Genomic DNA, 19,051 nt, shown 5'->3' with positions numbered 1-19,051 from the left:
AGGAGACCTGATCATGCTGCGTATCCTGCTTATCAACGACACCGCCAAAAAAGTCGGGCGTCTCCGGTCGGCGCTGACCGAGGCCGGATTTGAAGTGATCGACGAGTCTGGACTGATCATCGACCTGCCCGCCCGGGTCGAAGCCGTGCGCCCGGACGTCATCCTGATCGACACCGAATCCCCCGGACGCGATGTGATGGAACAGGTCGTGCTGGTCAGCCGCGACCAGCCGCGCCCCATCGTGATGTTCACCGACGAGCATGATCCGGGCGTGATGCGTCAGGCGATCAAGTCTGGCGTGAGCGCCTACATTGTCGAGGGCATTCAGGCCCAACGACTGCAGCCGATCCTGGAGGTGGCCATGGCCCGCTTCGAGAGCGATCAGGCGCTGCGTGCGCAGTTGCACGCACGAGATCAGCAGTTGGCCGAGCGCAAGCGCATCGAACTGGCCAAGGGAATGCTGATGAAAATGAAGGCGTGCAACGAAGAAGAGGCCTACACACTGATGCGGCGCCAGGCGATGAGTCGCCAGCAGAAGCTGATTCAGGTAGCCGAGCAGATTATCGCGATGAGCGAGCTGTTGGGATAGAAACGTAGAAAGGCCTGCGTGGGCAGGCCTTTCCGGTTGAAGGCTGGCGATCAGCTCAGCGTCACATCCTTCATCGCGGGAATGTAACCGTAGTCATATTCTTCCTGCACGAACGAGCGATCCCCTTTCAAGAGGATCCTCACCGTCGGCGCTTCGGTCCCGCCGATACGATAATCCTCGCCTTCGGTGGGCACGCTGTCGATGAAAGAAGTTACCAGACCGTTTGGCATGACGCAGTGCGAATACGTCTGGAAAGGCTGCTCGGGCGGATTGCCAAGCACCAGGCCAGAAGCGTTCATTGGCCGGTAAGGACCGAACAAATGTTCGCCGACAAAACCGTACACCCCGTCTGGCCCTGTAACACCATCGGCATACGTAAACTTGTGGCTGATGGTGAACAAGTAATACTTGCCGTCTTGAAACACGTAATGCGGACGTTCGGTCTGATCGTTTACGCCGACCGCTGTTACCAACGGCGGAAGTAGTTCCCACTCTTCACCACTGAGATCCTTTGCGACCGCCAGACCGATACAGCCCACCTGGAATCTGGCACCCCCCACGTCTTCATAACCCGGTGGCACAGGGCCAAGTTCGGCAACCCCTACTGTATGCGAACCGCGTTCACCGGCGACATTGCCTTCGAACACCATGTACAACTTGCCGTCATTGGGATCAATAAACGGACTGGGGTCGCGAAAGTTCCAGGTCGAGTTCTGCGCTTCGGTTTGATAATACGTGCCGTCGGCGTCGAAAAGAATCTTGACGTCGGTAAAGTCTTTCAACTCCACGCCTTTATCAGAGGTAACAATACGACCGCGAACTTTGGCAATCGCTGCGCCAGGCGTGACGCAGGTGTAATAAAGATCAATATCGCCCTTGTCATTCAACAGTATGGGTGTGCCCGCCCACTCTCGTGTTGTGGGCGATACACCCTCGGCCATTACACGGCCACCAAAGATCCAGTCCTTGCCAGTACGCGAGTACCAGTAGCACATGCGTGCGCGGCCATGTCGATCTTCCCAGTCGCGCTTGATGTCATAGCGACCGTCGGGCCCCAGGTACTGAGGGTCGTCAGGATGGCGGTCCGCCGTCAGGGTGATGATCACTGACCAGCCGTTGACCGAAACCACCGTGCCGTCGAGCTCTCGCAGCGGCATGGTATCCCAGATAAATACCGTATCACTCATGACCGGAAAGTCCGGGCTGACCAGTGGCTGCGTGGTGGTCGGGTCATTTTCATTGACCTTCAGCGCATCGGCACGGGACCAGACAGTGGGTGCGTAATTGATGTTACTCATGATGATGTATCCTTTATTGGCGCCTGTAATGAAGCGCGAAGAAGAGGACATCCCGACGTACATGGGCACTGCCGGGGTGCATCTGACATCGGCCTTTCAGTTCGTTAATAAGGAAAAGCCGAGATAAAGCGCGAGTATCCGATTACTTTTTTCAAAGTAAGCATTTATCGACATTGAACGACGGCCCGAAAGTAAAGACTGTCGCGGTGAAGAGCACAATCATCTGTTACGGATGAGCCGTTTCATCAGCGGCAGAACGGATGCTGTCAGAGATAACGCACAAAGTAAATTAAATATTTGAGACGTTATTAATGTATACCGTGATCCGACAGTGAATTAATAAATCTTCACATTTATTGATCACCTCTATTAACCGCATCATACAAAGACATCGAAACAGCATCACAATGACAGCACTTATTGTTTTAAATAGTGGCACACTAAATAAATACCGAATCTGTTGAACTTTAATACACCCTACAAGGACCCCACTCTCCAGCCGGGATCAATTCAAGGATATCGACCTGCACTAACCACAAAAACCCTGACTCGGCGACACGCCCTTTTTTGCAGCGTGCTGGCCGGCTATCGCTCGATTCAAGGTCATTTGGGCAGGTCTGTCGCAGCTATTGAAATGATTCAACCCCTTACACCGCGTGACGCCGAGCCGGTTGCAAGCGCATTGGCCCGCCTATTGCTATGTCTATCACACCGATAGCCAACGGCGGCTATCACGCTTACGACAAAGACGTCGCTCATCTCTTTCCGCTCCGGTGGACTGAGGGGCGACGTCTTTTGCGTTTTGGCCCCGGCGAAGGGGCCGGTGGAGTCGCCGTAAACCGGAACACTCCACCACAACGTCTGGAAAAAACGTGTCGTGGCCATGACCCGACTGACCCGCTGGCAGATGATGAGGTGCACACATGGATACAAACTTCTGGAAGGCCGGCCACAAACCGACCCTGTTCGCAGCCTTTCTGTATTTCGACCTGAGCTTCATGGTCTGGTACTTGCTCGGCCCGCTGGCGGTACAAATTGCCACTGACCTGCAGTTGACCACTCAGCAACGCGGCCTGATGGTGGCCACGCCTATTCTGGCAGGCGCCGTGCTGCGTTTCTTCATGGGCCTGCTGGCCGACCAGTTATCGCCCAAGACAGCTGGCATCATCGGACAGGTGATTGTCATCGGCGCTCTGTTCGCGGCCTGGCAATTGGGCATTCATACCTATGGCCAGGTGCTTTTGCTGGGCCTGTTCCTTGGCATGGCGGGCGCCTCATTCGCCGTCGCGTTGCCCTTGGCGTCGCAATGGTATCCGGCACAACATCAAGGCAAGGCAATGGGCATCGCCGGCGCAGGCAACTCGGGCACCGTGCTGGCCGCGCTGATTGCGCCGGTACTGGCCGCCAGTTTCGGCTGGGGAAATGTGTTCGGTCTGGCGTTGATCCCGTTGGTGCTGACCCTCATCGCATTCACCCTGATGGCACGCAACGCGCCGGAGCGCAGCAAGCCGAAGTCCATGGCGGACTACCTCAAGGCGCTGGGCGACCGTGACAGCTGGTGGTTCATGTTCTTCTACAGCGTCACGTTCGGGGGGTTCATTGGCCTGGCCAGCGCCCTGCCCGGCTACTTCAACGACCAATACGGACTGAGCCCGATTACCGCCGGGTACTACACCGCCGCCTGCGTGTTCGGTGGCAGTCTGATGCGCCCGCTGGGTGGCGCGCTGGCCGATCGCTTTGGCGGGATCCGCACACTGACCGTCATGTATGCAGTGGCTGCCATCGGCATTGCGGCAGTCGGTTTCAACCTGCCAAGTTCGTGGGCAGCACTGGCTTTGTTCGTCGCGGCTATGCTTGGACTGGGTGCCGGTAACGGCGCTGTCTTTCAGCTGGTGCCCCAGCGCTTTCGCAAGGAAATCGGCGTGATGACCGGCCTGATAGGCATGGCCGGCGGTATTGGCGGTTTCCTGCTGGCTGCCGGCCTGGGCACCATCAAACAGAACACCGGTGATTACCAACTGGGGCTGTGGCTGTTTGCGGGCCTGGCAGTGCTGGCCTGGTTTGGCCTTATGAACGTCAAGCGTCGCTGGAGAACCACCTGGGGTTCGGCTGCCGTGACAGCAGCTCGGGTCTGAACTGCCAATGACGCTGCAACTGCGGTGTGCCGAGTTCAGCGCCAGCGGTCCGCGAGCGGAGAATCAGGACGCCCTGCGCTTGGTCACTCCGGTTGCGGCGCTGGCGGCCAGCAAGGGCTATCTGTTTGCCCTCGCCGACGGCGTCAGCCAATGCGCCGATGGTGCGCTGGCCGCCCAGTCGACACTACAGGCGCTGGCACTCGATTATTATTCGACACCCGAAACATGGGGCGTGGCCCAATCGCTTGATCGCCTGCTGCTGGCGCAGAATCGCTGGTTGCTGGCCAACAGCCTGATGACGACGCTTAGCGCCCTGGTGCTGCGCGGGCGACGCTTCACCCTCGCCCACGTCGGTGACTGCCGGGCCTATCGCTGGCACGCGGGGTCGCTCAAGCGCATCAGTGAAGATCATGTCTGGGAGCAGCCCGACATGCAGCACGTGCTCAAGCGCGCGCTCGGCCTGGATCAGTATGTGGTGATGGATTATCTCGACGGCGAACTGTGCGAAGGCGAACGTCTGTTGCTGGTCAGCGATGGCGTCTGGGCGACACTCGGCGATGCCAGCATCCGCTCGATTCTTGGCGAGCAGGAAGACCTCGACGCAGCTGTGAAGACCCTGGTCAGTGCGGCACACCTGGCAGGTAGTCAGGACAATGCCAGCGCACTGCTGATTCAGGTCGACAGCCTGGGCGAAGATGACCTTGGCGATGCGTTGCTGCAGCTGCAACAGTGGCCGCTGCCGCCCGTGCTCAAGCCTGGCCAGCTGTTTGAAGGCTGGAGCGTTGCCAGCGTACTGGCGCAGTCCCGCCAATCGTTGCTGTATCGGGTACACGACATTCATGACCAGCCCTGGCTGCTGAAAACCCTGCCCGCCAGCCGGCACGACGAAACCGTCGCCGGTCAGGGCCTGTTGCTTGAAGAGTGGTTCCTGCGTCGGGTTGCAGGACGCTTCTTTCCCGAACTTCACCCGCTTGCAGAGCGCCAGCATCTGTATTACGTGATGCGCGAGCACTGCGGGCGCACGCTGGCCGAGGTGTTTGCCGCCAGCGGCCCTGTGCCGCTGGCCCAATGGCAAGGTCTGGCGACCCGGCTTTTGCGGGCCACCGGCCTGCTGCACCGGCGCAATATCATTCATCGCGACATCAAACCGGAAAACCTGTTGTTGAGTGACGACGGTGAATTGCGCCTGCTGGATTTCGGCCTGGCATTCTGCCCCGGCCTTTCAGCTGCCAGCGCCGAAGATCTGCCTGGCACGCCGAGCTACATCGCGCCAGAAGCGTTCAATGGCGCAGAACCCGACCCGCGGCAGGATCTGTATGCCGTCGGCGTCACCTTGTATTACCTGCTGACAGGCCACTATCCCTACGGCGAGATCGAAGCGTTTCAGCATCGACGCTTCGGCCTGCCGATTCCCGCCGCTCGCTACCGGCCCGATCTACCGCAATGGCTGAGCCAGAGCCTCGACAAGGCGCTGCAAGCCGACCCGGATCAGCGCTATGAAACCTCCGAGCAATGGCTGCTGGAACTGGAGCAGGCGGAACATCGCCCGGTCGTGGCGCGTCCACGCCCATTGCTCGAACGCGAACCGCTGAAGGTCTGGCGGACGCTGGCGCTGGTTTCGCTGCTGGTAAATCTGCTCGCAGCCATCTGGCTCATGCACCATCCTTGAATTGAATAAGGTGCCTTGATCCAGAAGCCGCCCTGCTTCTGTGCAACGCGCTTCAACCCAGTGCAAGAAATACCTGTCACGCTCGGCCAAAAACCCCAGCCCCACTAGCGCCCGATAGTTGGCACAAGCGCTGCATGGTCTTTTTTCAGATGATTCATAACGCGCAGCCTTCAACGATGAAGGATGCGCTTCCCGAGATAACGGGACCGGACAAAGGCGTCCCTGTCAGGCAACTGACAGGACGCCTTTTTTTGTTTGCGCACACTGTGTCGAGCGCGTTCTGGCGACTCGGAGGCAAGATGAAAAAAATCAAACTGGTGATGATTGGCAACGGCATGGCCGGCGTGCGCACCCTCGAAGAGCTACTGAAGTTGAGCGAAGACCTGTACGACATCACGGTCTTTGGCGCCGAACCGCACCCCAACTACAACCGTATCCTGTTGTCCCCGGTATTGGCAGGCGAGCAGAACTTCGAAGACATCGTGCTCAACGACCTGGACTGGTACGAAACCAATGGTATCCAGTTATTGCTCAACCGCCGGGTAGTGAAGATCGATCGCATAAAACGCCTGGTGATCGCCGACGATGGTACTGAAGCGCGTTACGACCGGCTGCTCATCGCCACCGGCTCGCGGCCTTTTATCCTGCCTATCCCCGGCAACACGCTGCAAGGCGTCATCGGTTACCGCGACATCAGCCATACCCGGCAGATGATCGACACCGCCGTCACGCACAGGCGTGCAGTGGTCATCGGCGGCGGCCTGCTCGGACTGGAAGCTGCCAACGGTCTGAGCCTGCGCGGCATGCAGGTTACGGTCGTTCACAACGGGCAGACCCTGCTGGAACGCCAACTGGACAAGACCAGCGGGCTGATGCTTCAAGCAGCACTGCAACGGCGCGGCCTGAGCTTTCGCCTCGATGAGCAGACCGAGGCTTTGCTGGGTGACGATCAGGGCCGTGTGCGAGCGGTGCAGTTCAAGAACGGCGATGTGATAGATGCCGACCTGGTGGTCATGGCCGCAGGCATAAGGCCCAACACTGAACTGGCCGAACAGGCCGGGCTGCCTTGTAATCGGGGGATTCTGGTCAACGACACGTTGCAGACCTATGACCCGCGCATTTACGCGATTGGCGAGTGCGTCAGCCATCGCGGTATTGCCTATGGCCTGGTTGCACCCTTGTTCGAACAGGCCCGAGTCTGTGCCAATCACCTGGCACAGCTAGGTTTTGCGCGCTATCCCGGTTCTGTCACCTCGACCAAGTTGAAAGTCACCGGGATTGATCTGTTTTCAGCCGGCGACTTTCTCGGCGGCGAAGGCACGGAAAGCATCACGCTCTCCGACCCCATCAGCGGTGTCTACAAAAAACTGGTGATCAAGAACGACATTCTGGTCGGCGCCTGCCTGTACGGTGACACTGCAGACGGCAGCTGGTACTTGCAGCAGATTCGCGATGGCCAGGGTATTGCAGCGATCCGCAACCACCTGATGTTCGGCCAGCCCGCCGCTACCGAGGCTGCTTGCGCATGACCAGCCTGGCCATTCCCTCCAGTCAGATCACAGCGTCCACGTGCTGCTATTGCGGGGTCGGCTGTGGCGTGCTGATCGAACATGACGGTCAGAAGATTCTCGCTGTCAGCGGCGACCCGACGCATCCGGCCAATTTCGGCAAACTGTGTAGCAAGGGCTCCAGCCTGCACCTGACAGGCGACATCGACGCGCGTGCGTTGTACCCGGAACTGCGCCTGAGCAAGGAACTGGCGCGCGGCGTGACTGACTGGGACACCGCACTGGATCACGCTGCCAACGTGTTCGCAGAATGCATCCGCGAGCATGGCCCCGACAGCGTCGCGTTCTATATTTCGGGCCAGTTGCTGACCGAGGATTACTACGCCTTCAACAAGTTGGCCCGCGCGCTGATCGGCACCAACAACATCGACAGCAATTCGCGGCTGTGTATGTCGTCGGCAGTCGCCGGCTACAAACGCAGCCTGGGAGCCGACGCGCCCCCCTGCAATTACGAAGATATCGAACAGAGCGATTGCGTGATGATTGTCGGCAGTAACATGGCCTACGCGCACCCGGTCCTGTTCAGGCGCCTGGAAGAAGCGAAAAGCCGCCGACCGCACATGAAACTCATCGTCATCGACCCACGACGCACCGACACTTGCCAGCTCGCAGACCTGCACCTGGCCATTCAGCCGGGTACCGACGTCGCGCTGTTTCACGGCATCCTGCATGTGTTGATGAACGAGCGCCTGATCGACCCGAGCTTTATCGCCGCGCACACAGAAGGTTATGAGGCGTTGGCCACGCTGGCAGGTGAATACCCGCCCGACTACGTAGCGACTCTCTGCGGCATTACCCAAGACCAGCTGTATACCTGCGCACGCTGGATTGGCGAGTCGCCGAGCTTTTTATCGTTGTGGTGCATGGGCCTGAATCAATCCACCGCGGGCACTGCCAAGAACAGCGCGCTGATCAATCTGCACCTGGCAACCGGGCAGATTGGCCGTCCCGGCGCAGGCCCTTTCTCACTGACTGGTCAGCCGAATGCGATGGGCGGACGCGAAACCGGCAGCCTGTCCAATCTACTGCCAGGCCATCGCGACGCTGCCAACCCCGCCCATCGTGCCGAGGTTGCCGCGTACTGGGGCGTCGACAGCCTGCCGGCCAATCACGGCCTGTCCGCCATCGAACTGTTCGAGCAACTGCAGAACGGCAAGATCAAGGCATTGTGGATTGCCTGCACCAACCCGGCACAATCTCTGCCCGATCAGAACAAAATCCGGCAGGCATTGGAAACCTGCCCGTTCGTAGTGCTTCAGGAGGCGTTCAAGACCACCGAAACCGCGCGCTTTGCCGACCTGCTGCTGCCCGCAGCCAGCTGGGGCGAGAAAGAAGGCACCGTCACTAACTCGGAGCGACGCATTTCCAACGTGCGCAAAGCCATTCAAGCGCCCGGTGAAGCGCGCCCGGACTGGGCGATCACTGTAGATTTCGCTCAGCGCCTGCAGAAGCGCCTACAGCCAGACGCCCCTGCACTGTTTGATTTTCCGACCCCAAAAGCGTTGTTCGACGAGTTCAAAGGGCTGACTGTCGGGCGTGACCTGGACCTTTCAGGGATAAGCCGCGAACTGATCGACCAGCAAGGCCCGCAACAGTGGCCTTATCCGACGGGCGCCCGCGAGGGTACATCCCGGCTTTACACCGATGGCATTTTCCCGACCGCTTCGGGTCGTGCGCAATTTCTGTCAGAACCATATGTCGCCGCCCGCGAGCTGCGCGACGCAGAATACCCGCTGACACTCAACACTGGCAGGCTGCGCGATCACTGGCACGGCATGAGCCGCACCGGCACCGCCGCCCGACTGTTTGGCCATGTCAGCGAAGCAACACTGGGCCTCAACCTGCAGGACATGCAAGATCATGAGGTGCAAACCGGTGATCTGGTCAGGCTTATCAGCCGCCGCGGCGAATTGTTGCTGCCAGTAAGTTGCGATGAAAACCTTTTGCCTGGGCAGGCCTTCTTGCCCATGCACTGGGGTGACCGGTTCCTCAAGGGTGGCGTGAATATCCTCACCCAGCCAGCGTTCGACGCAGTTTCGAAACAACCGGAACTAAAACACTCCGGGGTGAGAATCGAAAAGGCCAGGCTACCCTGGCGGTTTTTCGCCCTGATCGAGGGCAATGTACAGCAGCGCATGGAACAACTGCGGCCGCTGTGCAATGGGTTCGCTTACCTGAGCATGAACCTGACGGGGCGCGATCGGCCTGCGCTGATCGTGAACGCCGCCAGCAGCGTAGCGCCAGACCCGATGCTGTTGCACGAAATCGATCGTGTGCTGGGCCTCGACGCCGGACCGGTCATGGCTTACGACGATCCTCGGCAGGCTATTGGCAAGCGGATAAGAATCGACGATCAGCGCATCATTGGCGTCCGTCTAGCTGGTGAAACACTTGCCCGACACTGGCTGCAGACACTTTGGCTGGAAGAGCGTGTAGACGACTCCGTGCGGCGCTGGCTGCTGGCACCATTGAGCAGCCAGCCTGGCAAAGACGCGTCGCAACATCGTGATAATACCTTGTGCAACTGCATGAACGTCAGCCAGCGCAGCGTGATGGGCGGCATCGCACGCGGCCTGGATCTCGACCAACTCAAGAAGCAATTGGGATGCGGAACCCAGTGCGGTTCGTGTGTCCCTGAAATAAAAAGACTGATTAACACCGTGGCAGTGACCGAATGAGGAAGACAGCATGAGCGCAAAAGTATGGCTGGTAGGCGCAGGCCCCGGAGACCCTGAATTGCTGACCCTCAAGGCAGTTAGGGCATTGCGTGAAGCCGACGTGGTATTGATCGACGACCTGGTCAATACCGACGTACTCGAGCACTGCCCTCAGGCGCGGGTGATCGCCGTTGGCAAACGGGGTGGTTGCCGTTCGACACCGCAGGCTTTCATTCATCGTCTGATGCTGCTTTACGTGCGTCAGGGCAAATGCGTCGTGCGCCTGAAAGGCGGTGACCCGTGCATCTTCGGGCGTGGCGGCGAAGAAGCGCAGTGGCTGCAAGCGCATGGTGTGGCGGTCGAGCTGGTCAACGGCATTACGGCGGGCCTTGCCGGTGCAACTCAGTGTGGTATTTCACTGACCCTGCGTGGGATCAGCCGTGGCGTGACACTGGTAACCGCCCATACTCAGGACGACAGCAGCCTGAACTGGCAGGCACTTGCCCAAGGCGGCACTACGCTGGTGATTTACATGGGCGTGGCAAAGCTTGCACAGATTCGCGAAAACCTGCTGAGAGGCGGAATGACCGGCGAGATGCCGGTAGCAATGATCGAGAACGCTTCACTGCCCTGGCAGCGCGAATGCCGCAGCACGTTGAGCGCCATGCAGGAAGATGCAGCCACCTTCGAGCTGAAAAGCCCTGCCATTCTGGTGATAGGCGCAGTCGCTGCCTGCAACAACGAAAGCTTGAATCAGACACTTGCGCAGCACCTCCCGCAACTGCAAACAGGCTGAGCCAGACGCAACACCTGCTCGAATCGCAGGCAAAGAAAAGCCCGGCCTAAGCCGGGCTTTTCAGTACAAGCGGGCTAATTACTTAGCTTGAGCTTCTACTTGTGCTTCTACGCGACGGTTAACTGCACGACCAGCTTCAGTTGCGTTATCAGCAACTGGGCGGGATTCGCCGTAACCAACCGAGTTTACGCGGCCAGCGCCAACACCGTACTGGTTAACCAGAACCTGTTTAACGGCGTTTGCACGACGCTCGGACAGTTTCTGGTTGTAAGCGTCAGGACCGACGGAGTCAGTGTGACCTTCAACAGTAGTGGTGGTGGATGGGTACTGCTGCATGAAGTCAGCGAGGTTCTTGATGTCGCCGTAGCTGTTAGGCTTGACAACAGACTTGTTGAAGTCGAACTTCACGTCCAGCTCAACACGAACCACTTCAGCAACTGCCGGGCAGCCATCAGCATCAACAGTTACGTTGGCTGGGGTGTCTGGGCACTTGTCAACGTTGTCGCACACGCCGTCGTTGTCGCTGTCGGAGCACACTTCAGCTACTGGAGCTGGAGCGGCTTCTACTTTCTTGCTGCCACCGCCGAAGTTTACGCCGATACCGACGCTTGGCGCCCACTCGGTGTTGCCTTGGTCGATGTTGTACTGAGCTTCAACGCCTGCACGGGCATAGAAGTTGTCAGTGAAGTACAGCTTGGCGCCGCCGCCGATGTTGGCGAAGGTCGAACCGTCACGGCCGTTGCGAGCGTCTTGACCGATGCTTTGGTCAGAGAAACCGGCAGACAGGTAAGGACGCAGCATGTCACCTGGGTTGTTGAAGTGGTACAGAGCGTCCAGAGCGGTATCTGCGCCCTTGATGTTCTTGCCACTGTCGCTACGGACGTTGTGGACTTCGTCGTAGCCCAGACGCAGTTCAACGTCGTCTGTCAGGAAGTAACCAACGGAGCCGCCGAACAGGTTGCCGTCGTTTTTGAAATTACGATCGCTATCGTAATACTCTTTCTTGGCGAAGCCTTCGATTTCGACTGCGCCTTGGCCTTGAGCCAGAGCGCCGAACGAAGTTGCGGCAACAATAGTACCAATGGCCAAGCCCAAGGTGTTTTTCAGTTTCATCCGTTAAATCCCCATCTGTTGATTATTAAGCAGTCCCACACAGGGGGACAACTCGGCGGCTAGTCTACCAGACCTTGCCAGTTCGTAAGAGATATTTGCACCGTATTAAGTTTCGGCGATTCCCGCAAATTTCTCTCGTAATTTATCTAACGCCCGCTTGTAACGCATTTTCGTTGCGCTCAAGCCCATGTGCATGATGTCTGCGATCTCCTGGAATTCAAGTTCTGCGACGAATCTCAGCACCAGAATTTCCCGATCAATCGGGTTCACATACACAAGCCAGCGATCGAGTCCGCCCCGCTCTTCAGGTTTGGGCGTCTTGTCTTCCGACGCTTCCTCAAGTGGATCCAGACTCAGCGCGTCCATCAAGCGACGCTTACGCCGTTCCTTCCTGTACTGCGTGATGCACTCATTGTAGGTGATGCTGTACAGCCAGGTTTTAAATTTAGATTTACCTTCAAAATTTTTCAACCCATACAACACTTTAAGCATCACCTCCTGACAGACATCGTCAGCATCGCGATCGTTCCCTAAATACCGCGAACACACGTTAAAAAGTGTCCGTTGGTAACGACGCATCAATTCTTCATACGCCCGAGTCACATTAAACAGCTCGACGTGGGCCCGCGCAACCAGCTCCTCATCGGAGAGTTCTCGGGGATCGTAGCGTGTCGAAAACGGTTGAGGTTTATTCAAAACAAATCTTGCCGACAGTCAGGTCAATGTCCGCCACAGCCCTGTATCGGCAGCGTGGCGGCATAGATTAGCAGGTTAGCCGCTTAACGGCTGCTCACTCTCTGCTCAAGCAGGAGACGGTTTGAAAACGAAACCAGCTCCCCTTCTTCTGTCAGCAGTATTGTCTTGACCGTACCGATCTCCTCGATCTGCCCTTCCGTATCCCCAATCTGCACCTGCTGGCCGACCTGAAACAGTTCGCGCACATAGATACCTGCAATGATCTGCCCGGCAATTTCCCGACTGCCGAGGCCCAGGGCAAGCGCCACTGTCAGACCAACGGTAATCAAGGCAATCACGATGACGTGGTTCAGCAGGTCGGTCTTGACCTCAAGCTGGCTGATCGCCACCGAGATACTGATGATTATGACCAGCCCCTGAGCAATTCGTCCCAAGCCTGCCGAATAATCTATTCCGACGCCTTCAGCTGCACCACGGACCAAGCCGTTTACCAACTGCGCCAACAGCACACCGACCAGCAACACCAGCGCGGCACCAAATACTTTAGGCAGATACAGCGCCAGCATGTCCAGCGTTGCGGAAACACGCTGCAAACCAAGCGATTCAGCAGCCGACACGAGAAAGATCAGTAACACAAACCAGTAGACGACTTTGCCGATAAGCGTCGACACAGGCACCTTGACGCCGGCGCGGCCGATCAGCTTGGTCAGGCCAGTGCCGCTTACCAGACGGTCGAGCCCCAGTTTGGCAAGCAGCTTGGAGAGCAGCGTGTCGAGCAGCTTGGCCACGACAAAACCCAGCAACACCACGACGAGGGCGCCGAAAAGGTTGGGGATGAAGTTGGCGACTTTGGTCCACAATGCGGTCATTGCAGCAAGAAGGCTCTGGGTCCAGAGATTCAATTCCATGCTCAATCAGCCTTATCGATATCGACAGAACGCGCACCGGCAACGGTGCGGCGAGAAACGGGAGAGACGTGCGCAGAGCCATTGTTGACAGCGATCATCAACGCCTCCGACCAACGCCCCAACAGCCCGAATAACACACCAGCACCGACCTGGCGGTTGGCGGTCTTCAGGACACGTCCCAGACATGCATCGTCATCCCGGCTGGAGGATGAAGAATTGAGCATGTCACGTAAAGATTCTTCAAACGGATCGTGCATCAGGCACCTCACGTAATGTCATTCAAAGACGCGACGCGAAAACAACAAGTCACACAGCCTCTGCAAAAAAGCACAAGGGCTGACCTTCATACCCAGCGTAAACGCCTGAACAACCACCACTGCCCCGCTGCCAGCGCGACGATGAGCAGGCACGCCACGAGAAACCCGTAGGCGCTGTCGGAGCCGGGAATACCGCCCACATTGATGCCCAGCAGACCGGTGAGAAAACTCATCGGCAGGAAAATCCCGGTGATGATACCGAAACGGTACATCGTGCGGTTCATGTGCTCGCGCAGGCGCCGATCCTCAGACTCCAGCAGCAGCCCCACTCGTTCGCGGGTCAGTTCAAGCTCTTCCAGATAGCGGGTCAGGCTATTATTAAGCTCGTTCCAGTAATCGGCATCGTCGTGGGCGAACCAGGACAGCTTGATCCGCGAAAGCTGACCATAAATGTCACGCTGCGGCCCCAGAAAACGGCGCAGGCCTGCTGCGCGACGGCGAATATGCAACAACTTGCCATGTTCCGGGCTGTACCGTTCGTCGACATCTGACTTTTCTTCCTCTTCGTCGACAGACTCTGTCAACTCGCTGACCAAGTCCTGCACCTTGTCGGTCAGGTATTGCGCAAGGTAAAGAATCAGCTCCGAAGCGCTCTTCGGGCCTTTGCCCAGCTCCAGCAGTTCGATCAGTTCCTCCGTGGCGCGCAACGGGCGCAGGCGCAGCGAAATAACGCGTTGCGCTGCGGCAAATATGCGCACCGAAACCATGTCTTCAGGCTCGGCGCCAGGGTTCAGGTTCACCCCACGCAAAAACAGCAGCAGCTCCTGGTCGGCCAGCGGCAACAGGCGTGGTCGGGTGTTTTCTTCGAGCAGCAAGTCGCAGGCAAACTCGCTCAGGCCGCTGGCAGTGCGTAGCCAGGTCTGGGTCTGCGGGTGGCTGCGATCCCAATGCAACCACAGGCTTTCCTGCGGCTGTAACTGGAGTGCCTGCAATTCGGTTCGAGCAATGAAACGCGCTCCGCCATTACCGTCCAGGACAAGGGCATGAACCAGCCCCCACTGCGCGTTTGCTTCATCGAACATGGATACTTCGCTTATTCCGGCATAGTCAGTGGAGAGGAGGAAATGATGATGCCATTGTTATCGGCGTACAGGTATTCCCCGGGGTGGAATGTCACACCGCCGAAGGTCACTGGCAGGTCAAGCTGCCCCTCGCCGCGCTTCTCTGATCGCTTCGGGTAACTGGCCAGTGCCTGAACGCCCAGATCGGTCTGGGCGAGCATGTCGACGTCGCGCACACAACCGTAGATCACCACGCCTTCCCAGCCATTCTTTGCGGCTTTTTCAGCGAGCATGTCACCCAACAAGGCGCATCGCAGTGAACCGCCACCATCGACCACCAGCACTTTGCCCTTGCCATCGAGTTCAACCTGCTGCTTGACGAAGGAATTGTCTTCGAAACATTTCAGGGTGACGATCTGGCCGCCAAACGAATCACGTCCGCCAAAGTTGCTGAACATCGGCTCGACAACCTGCACCTGTTCCGGGTATGCGTCGCACAGATCGGGGGTGATGTAATGCATAGGTCCAACTCCTGTAATTGGGCTCGGGCTCATGAATGTTTCTGGTCCGGCAGCGTGAGCCAGACACGACCGGCTGACCCTAACCATAGCGACTTTAACCGCTAACTGCCCACTGCGGCCTGAAACTCCACGACCTGTTCAGGAACCGCGCGCGCCTCCAGCCACTCGATGACACGAGGCCAGACCTGTTGTTGCGCGGTTTTGCTGATCAACATCTGCACATGATCGAAGTCTTCACTGAACCCGTGTTCGCGCCCCAGGCAGAGAAACTGCTTGAGCTGGCCCCCGCCAATCTGATCGAACAGCGTGCGGCAGGCCCATACCGGGTCCTGCAGATCGCCTGCCGCTGCGACAGCCAGCACCGGCACTTGCAGTGATTTGAGCCCTTCCCACCAGTTGTTGTCGCGCTCGCCAAAGCGTCCGAGAAACCCATGCCAGCGAAGACTCTCCAGCACCAGCCCGATCGGCTCGTCTTCAGGCCCGCGCTTGAAACGCGGCCCAGAAACATGCTCAAACGAGCGGAGCAACAGGCGCGCCGACCACTGCAGCGGAGGAATTTTCAGCGGCCAGTAACTGCGGCTGACCTGGCTGCCGAACAACGCCACCGACGCAGCTGTTTGCGGCCCCAGATACTGGCCACCCAACGCCGCTGCCAGGGTGATGCCCCCCAGCGAATGCCCTATCCAGTGCGGCGCCTGAGCGCTTTGCTCGACAACGAATGCGGCAATGGACGGCAGATCGAAACGGGCATAGTCCGCTACACAGTTGGACCGATAGCTCTGGTTACGCGACGAAAGCCCGTGCCCGCGCATCTCTGGGATCCACACGTCATAACCGGCACGGGCCAGATACGGCCCCAGACCGATGCCCTTGGGCGAATACCAGAAGCGTCGATTGGAAAAACTGCCGTGCAGCAGAATAACCGGTACGCCGCGCACAGCAGGCTGATCGACCAGCCCTAAGCGGGTCACTACAAGCTCGACACTGGGGTCAGGGCTGTTGGCAGGCTTGAGACGATAAACGTCCTCGACCAGATCACCACGACGTTCGGCACTGATCAAGGCAACGGGGAAAAGCTGGCTGCTGCTTTGCATATCACTCTTTATCGGGCTGGACAGACTGGATAACACCACGCATTCGGGCGCGTTCGTGGCACGCCATAAAAAAGGCGGCTTCCGAAGAAACCGCCTCTTTCAAACACCTGATGCACATGACGGCTCAGGCAGTTGACGCGTCACATCAGAGCGGCGCCTGCGCCTCGGCCAGGAAGAACCAGGTCTCCAGCACAGAATCAGGGTTGAGCGATACGCTCTCGATACCTTGATCCATCAGCCAGCGCGCCAGATCCGGGTGGTCGGAAGGCCCTTGGCCGCAGATACCGATGTACTTGCCAGCCTTGTTACAGGCCTGAATGGCGTTGGACAGCAGCTTCTTGACCGCCGGGTTACGCTCGTCGAACAGATGAGCGATGACCCCGGAGTCACGATCCAGACCAAGTGTCAGCTGAGTCAGGTCGTTAGAGCCGATGGAGAAGCCATCGAAGTACTCGAGGAACTCTTCAGCCAGAATCGCATTGGACGGCAATTCACACATCATGATAATGCGCAGGCCGTTCTCGCCGCGTTTCAGGCCGTTGGCCGCCAGCAGGTCGATTACCTGACTCGCCTCACCCAGGGTGCGCACGAACGGCACCATGATTTCAACGTTGGTCAGGCCCATCTCTTCGCGTACACGCTTGAGCGCACGGCATTCCAGTTCGAAACAGTCGCGGAAGTTTTCGCTGATATAACGCGAAGCGCCACGGAAACCCAGCATCGGGTTTTCTTCCTCAGGCTCGTAAAGCTTGCCGCCGATCAGGTTGGCGTACTCGTTGGACTTGAAGTCCGACAGGCGCACGATGACCTTTTTCGGCGTAAAGGCGGCTGCCAGCGTGCTGATGCCCTCGACCAGTTTCTCGACGTAGAAACCGACCGGGTCATCGTAACCGGCAATGCGCTTGTCGACGCTGTCCTTGATTTCCGGGGGCAGCAGCGAGTAGTTCAGAAGTGCCTTGGGGTGCACGCCGATCATGCGGTTGATGATGAATTCAAGGCGCGCCAGGCCGACGCCGGCGTTGGGCAACTGAGCGAAATCGAAAGCCCGGTCCGGGTTGCCGACGTTCATCATGATCTTGAATGGGAGATCGGGCATGGCATCGACCGAATTGGTCTTGATGTCGAAACCCAGTTCGCCTTCGAAGATGTAACCGGTATCGCCTTCGGCGCACGAAACGGTCACGCCCTGGCCGTCCTGCAAGGTCTGAGTGGCATTGCCGCAACCCACGACTGCCGGAATGCCGAGCTCGCGGGCAATGATCGCGGCATGGCAGGTACGCCCGCCACGATTGGTGACAATTGCGCTTGCACGCTTCATGACCGGCTCCCAGTCCGGGTCGGTCATGTCCGACACCAGTACATCGCCGGGCTGGACCTTGTCCATTTCGGACACGTCCTTGATGATGCGCACCTTGCCTGCACCAATGCGCTGGCCGATCGCGCGGCCTTCGACGAGCACCTTGCCGGTCTCCTTGAGCAGGTAACGTTCCATGACATTGGCCGAGGCACGGCTCTTCACGGTTTCAGGGCGTGCCTGCACGATGTACAGCTTGCCATCGTCACCGTCTTTGGCCCATTCAATGTCCATCGGGCACTTGTAGTGCTTCTCGATGATCATCGCCTGCTTGGCCAGTTCGGACACTTCGGCATCGGTCAGGCAGAAACGCGCCCGATCGGCAGGCTCGACGTCGATCACCTTGACCGATCGCCCGGCCTTGGCTTCTTCGCCATAAATCATTTTGATGGCTTTGCTGCCCAGGTTGCGACGCAGAATCGCCGGACGGCCAGCAGCCAGCGTGTCTTTATGGACGTAGAACTCGTCGGGGTTGACTGCGCCCTGTACAACGGTTTCGCCCAGGCCGTAGGCACCGGTAATGAACACCACATCGCGGAAACCGGACTCGGTGTCCAGGGTGAACATCACACCTGCCGTGCCGGTTTCAGAGCGCACCATGCGCTGCACACCCGCCGACAGCGCCACCAGTTTGTGGTCGAAGCCCTGATGCACGCGGTAGGAAATAGCCCGGTCGTTGAACAGCGAAGCAAAGACTTCCTTGGCGGCACGAATCACGTTCTCGACGCCACGGATATTAAGGAAGGTTTCCTGCTGACCGGCAAAGGACGCGTCGGGCAGGTCTTCAGCAGTAGCGGACGAGCGCACTGCCACGGCCAGATTCGGGTTGCCTGCAGACAGTTCGGCGAAGGCGGTGCGGATCTCGGCGTTGAGCTTCTCGGGGAACTCGGCTTCCATGATCCACTGACGAATCTGCGCGCCGGTACGGGCCAAAGCGTTGACGTCATCGACATCAAGGGCATCAAGCGCCGCATGGATCTGATCATTCAGGCCGCTGAGTTCGAGAAAGTCACGATAAGCCTGGGCCGTAGTTGCGAAGCCACCGGGTACCGAAACACCAGCGCCCGCGAGGTTGCTGATCATCTCGCCGAGGGACGAGTTTTTGCCCCCCACATGCTCTACATCATGGACGCCGAGCTTATCGAGGGAAACTACGTACTCTACCAAGGTGATCTCTCCACTAACTATGTTTGTTGTTGGGAAAAGCTCATGCACCCGGGCCACGTGCATCGTGGCCTCGGGCGTGTCTGGTCGGGCGCAAGCCTGAACATTCAAAAAAGGTGCGCCTGCAGCCCTCAGGGCAGGCAAGCACGCCTATGATAGCCAGAATTCGTC

14 protein-coding genes and 1 pseudogene are annotated in these 19,051 nt (G+C 58.4%); 6 read left to right on the top strand and 9 right to left on the bottom strand.

Features of this window, described 5'->3' with window-relative positions; all coding sequences use genetic code 11:
- Nucleotides 1-13: 13 nt before the first annotated feature.
- Nucleotides 14-589: an ANTAR domain-containing response regulator gene (locus tag POR16_RS09645; RefSeq protein ID WP_005886558.1), complete on the top strand. Its 576-nt coding sequence runs from the start codon at nt 14-16 to the stop codon at nt 587-589.
- A gap of 50 nt (nt 590-639) precedes the next feature.
- On the opposite strand, the gene POR16_RS09640 is transcribed toward POR16_RS09645, so the two are convergent.
- Entirely contained in the window at nt 640-1,887 is a 1,248-nt protein-coding gene (locus tag POR16_RS09640) for a glycoside hydrolase family 68 protein (RefSeq protein ID WP_154897053.1), read from the bottom strand.
- Between the two features lie 923 nt (nt 1,888-2,810).
- Here POR16_RS09640 and POR16_RS09635 point away from each other — a divergent pair.
- From POR16_RS09635 to cobA, 5 genes and pseudogenes are all read left to right on the top strand, one after another.
- Nucleotides 2,811-4,022 carry a nitrate/nitrite transporter gene (locus POR16_RS09635; protein WP_005897494.1) on the top strand — a complete coding sequence of 404 codons (1,212 nt, stop codon included), beginning with the start codon at nt 2,811-2,813 and terminating at the stop codon, nt 4,020-4,022.
- Nucleotides 4,023-4,029: 7 nt separating this feature from the next.
- The gene (locus POR16_RS09630; RefSeq protein WP_053486653.1) at nt 4,030-5,691 is read left to right on the top strand and encodes a bifunctional protein-serine/threonine kinase/phosphatase; all 1,662 of its coding nucleotides are present in this window, start codon (nt 4,030-4,032) and stop codon (nt 5,689-5,691) included.
- A gap of 299 nt (nt 5,692-5,990) precedes the next feature.
- Nucleotides 5,991-7,196 (top strand): annotated as a pseudogene (locus POR16_RS09625) (NAD(P)/FAD-dependent oxidoreductase); the annotation flags it as partial.
- Nucleotides 7,197-7,216: 20 nt separating this feature from the next.
- Nucleotides 7,217-9,937 carry a nitrate reductase gene (locus POR16_RS09620; protein WP_005897485.1) on the top strand — a complete coding sequence of 907 codons (2,721 nt, stop codon included), beginning with the start codon at nt 7,217-7,219 and terminating at the stop codon, nt 9,935-9,937.
- Between the two features lie 10 nt (nt 9,938-9,947).
- Nucleotides 9,948-10,712, top strand: coding sequence for a uroporphyrinogen-III C-methyltransferase (gene cobA / locus POR16_RS09615; protein WP_005897482.1), 765 nt, complete (start codon nt 9,948-9,950; stop codon nt 10,710-10,712).
- Nucleotides 10,713-10,790: 78 nt separating this feature from the next.
- On the opposite strand, the gene POR16_RS09610 is transcribed toward cobA, so the two are convergent.
- The 8 genes from POR16_RS09610 to ppsA form a co-directional block, all read right to left on the bottom strand.
- On the bottom strand, nt 10,791-11,825 hold the full coding sequence (locus POR16_RS09610) for an OmpA family protein (RefSeq protein ID WP_005897479.1): 1,035 nt from the start codon (nt 11,823-11,825) through the stop codon (nt 10,791-10,793).
- A 105-nt stretch (nt 11,826-11,930) separates the two neighbouring features.
- Complete coding sequence (gene sigX, locus POR16_RS09605; protein ID WP_005897476.1) at nt 11,931-12,521, bottom strand: RNA polymerase sigma factor SigX; 591 nt, start codon at nt 12,519-12,521, stop codon at nt 11,931-11,933.
- Nucleotides 12,522-12,604: 83 nt separating this feature from the next.
- Nucleotides 12,605-13,429 carry a mechanosensitive ion channel family protein gene (locus POR16_RS09600; protein WP_005897472.1) on the bottom strand — a complete coding sequence of 275 codons (825 nt, stop codon included), beginning with the start codon at nt 13,427-13,429 and terminating at the stop codon, nt 12,605-12,607.
- Between the two features lie 2 nt (nt 13,430-13,431).
- Nucleotides 13,432-13,686 (bottom strand): hypothetical protein, encoded by a 255-nt coding sequence (locus POR16_RS09595; protein WP_005897468.1) that lies wholly within the window; start codon nt 13,684-13,686, stop codon nt 13,432-13,434.
- Between the two features lie 86 nt (nt 13,687-13,772).
- A complete protein-coding gene (locus tag POR16_RS09590) occupies nt 13,773-14,768 on the bottom strand; it encodes a zinc transporter ZntB (protein WP_005897466.1) in 996 nt (331 codons plus the stop codon).
- Nucleotides 14,769-14,779: 11 nt separating this feature from the next.
- Nucleotides 14,780-15,268, bottom strand: a complete 489-nt coding sequence (rraA, locus tag POR16_RS09585; RefSeq protein ID WP_005897464.1) for a ribonuclease E activity regulator RraA — start codon at nt 15,266-15,268, stop codon at nt 14,780-14,782.
- Between the two features lie 101 nt (nt 15,269-15,369).
- Nucleotides 15,370-16,362 (bottom strand): alpha/beta fold hydrolase, encoded by a 993-nt coding sequence (locus tag POR16_RS09580; protein ID WP_005897462.1) that lies wholly within the window; start codon nt 16,360-16,362, stop codon nt 15,370-15,372.
- Between the two features lie 145 nt (nt 16,363-16,507).
- Nucleotides 16,508-18,883, bottom strand: coding sequence for a phosphoenolpyruvate synthase (gene ppsA, locus POR16_RS09575; RefSeq protein ID WP_005897460.1), 2,376 nt, complete (start codon nt 18,881-18,883; stop codon nt 16,508-16,510).
- Between the last annotated feature and the right edge of the window lie 168 nt (nt 18,884-19,051).

It is taken from the genome of Pseudomonas coronafaciens pv. oryzae str. 1_6 (assembly GCF_000156995.2).
GTDB classification, from domain to species: Bacteria; Pseudomonadota; Gammaproteobacteria; order Pseudomonadales; family Pseudomonadaceae; genus Aquipseudomonas; species Aquipseudomonas tremae.
The sequence above is the reverse complement of the archived record's forward strand: the minus strand, read 5'-3'. Positions and strand labels throughout refer to the sequence as shown.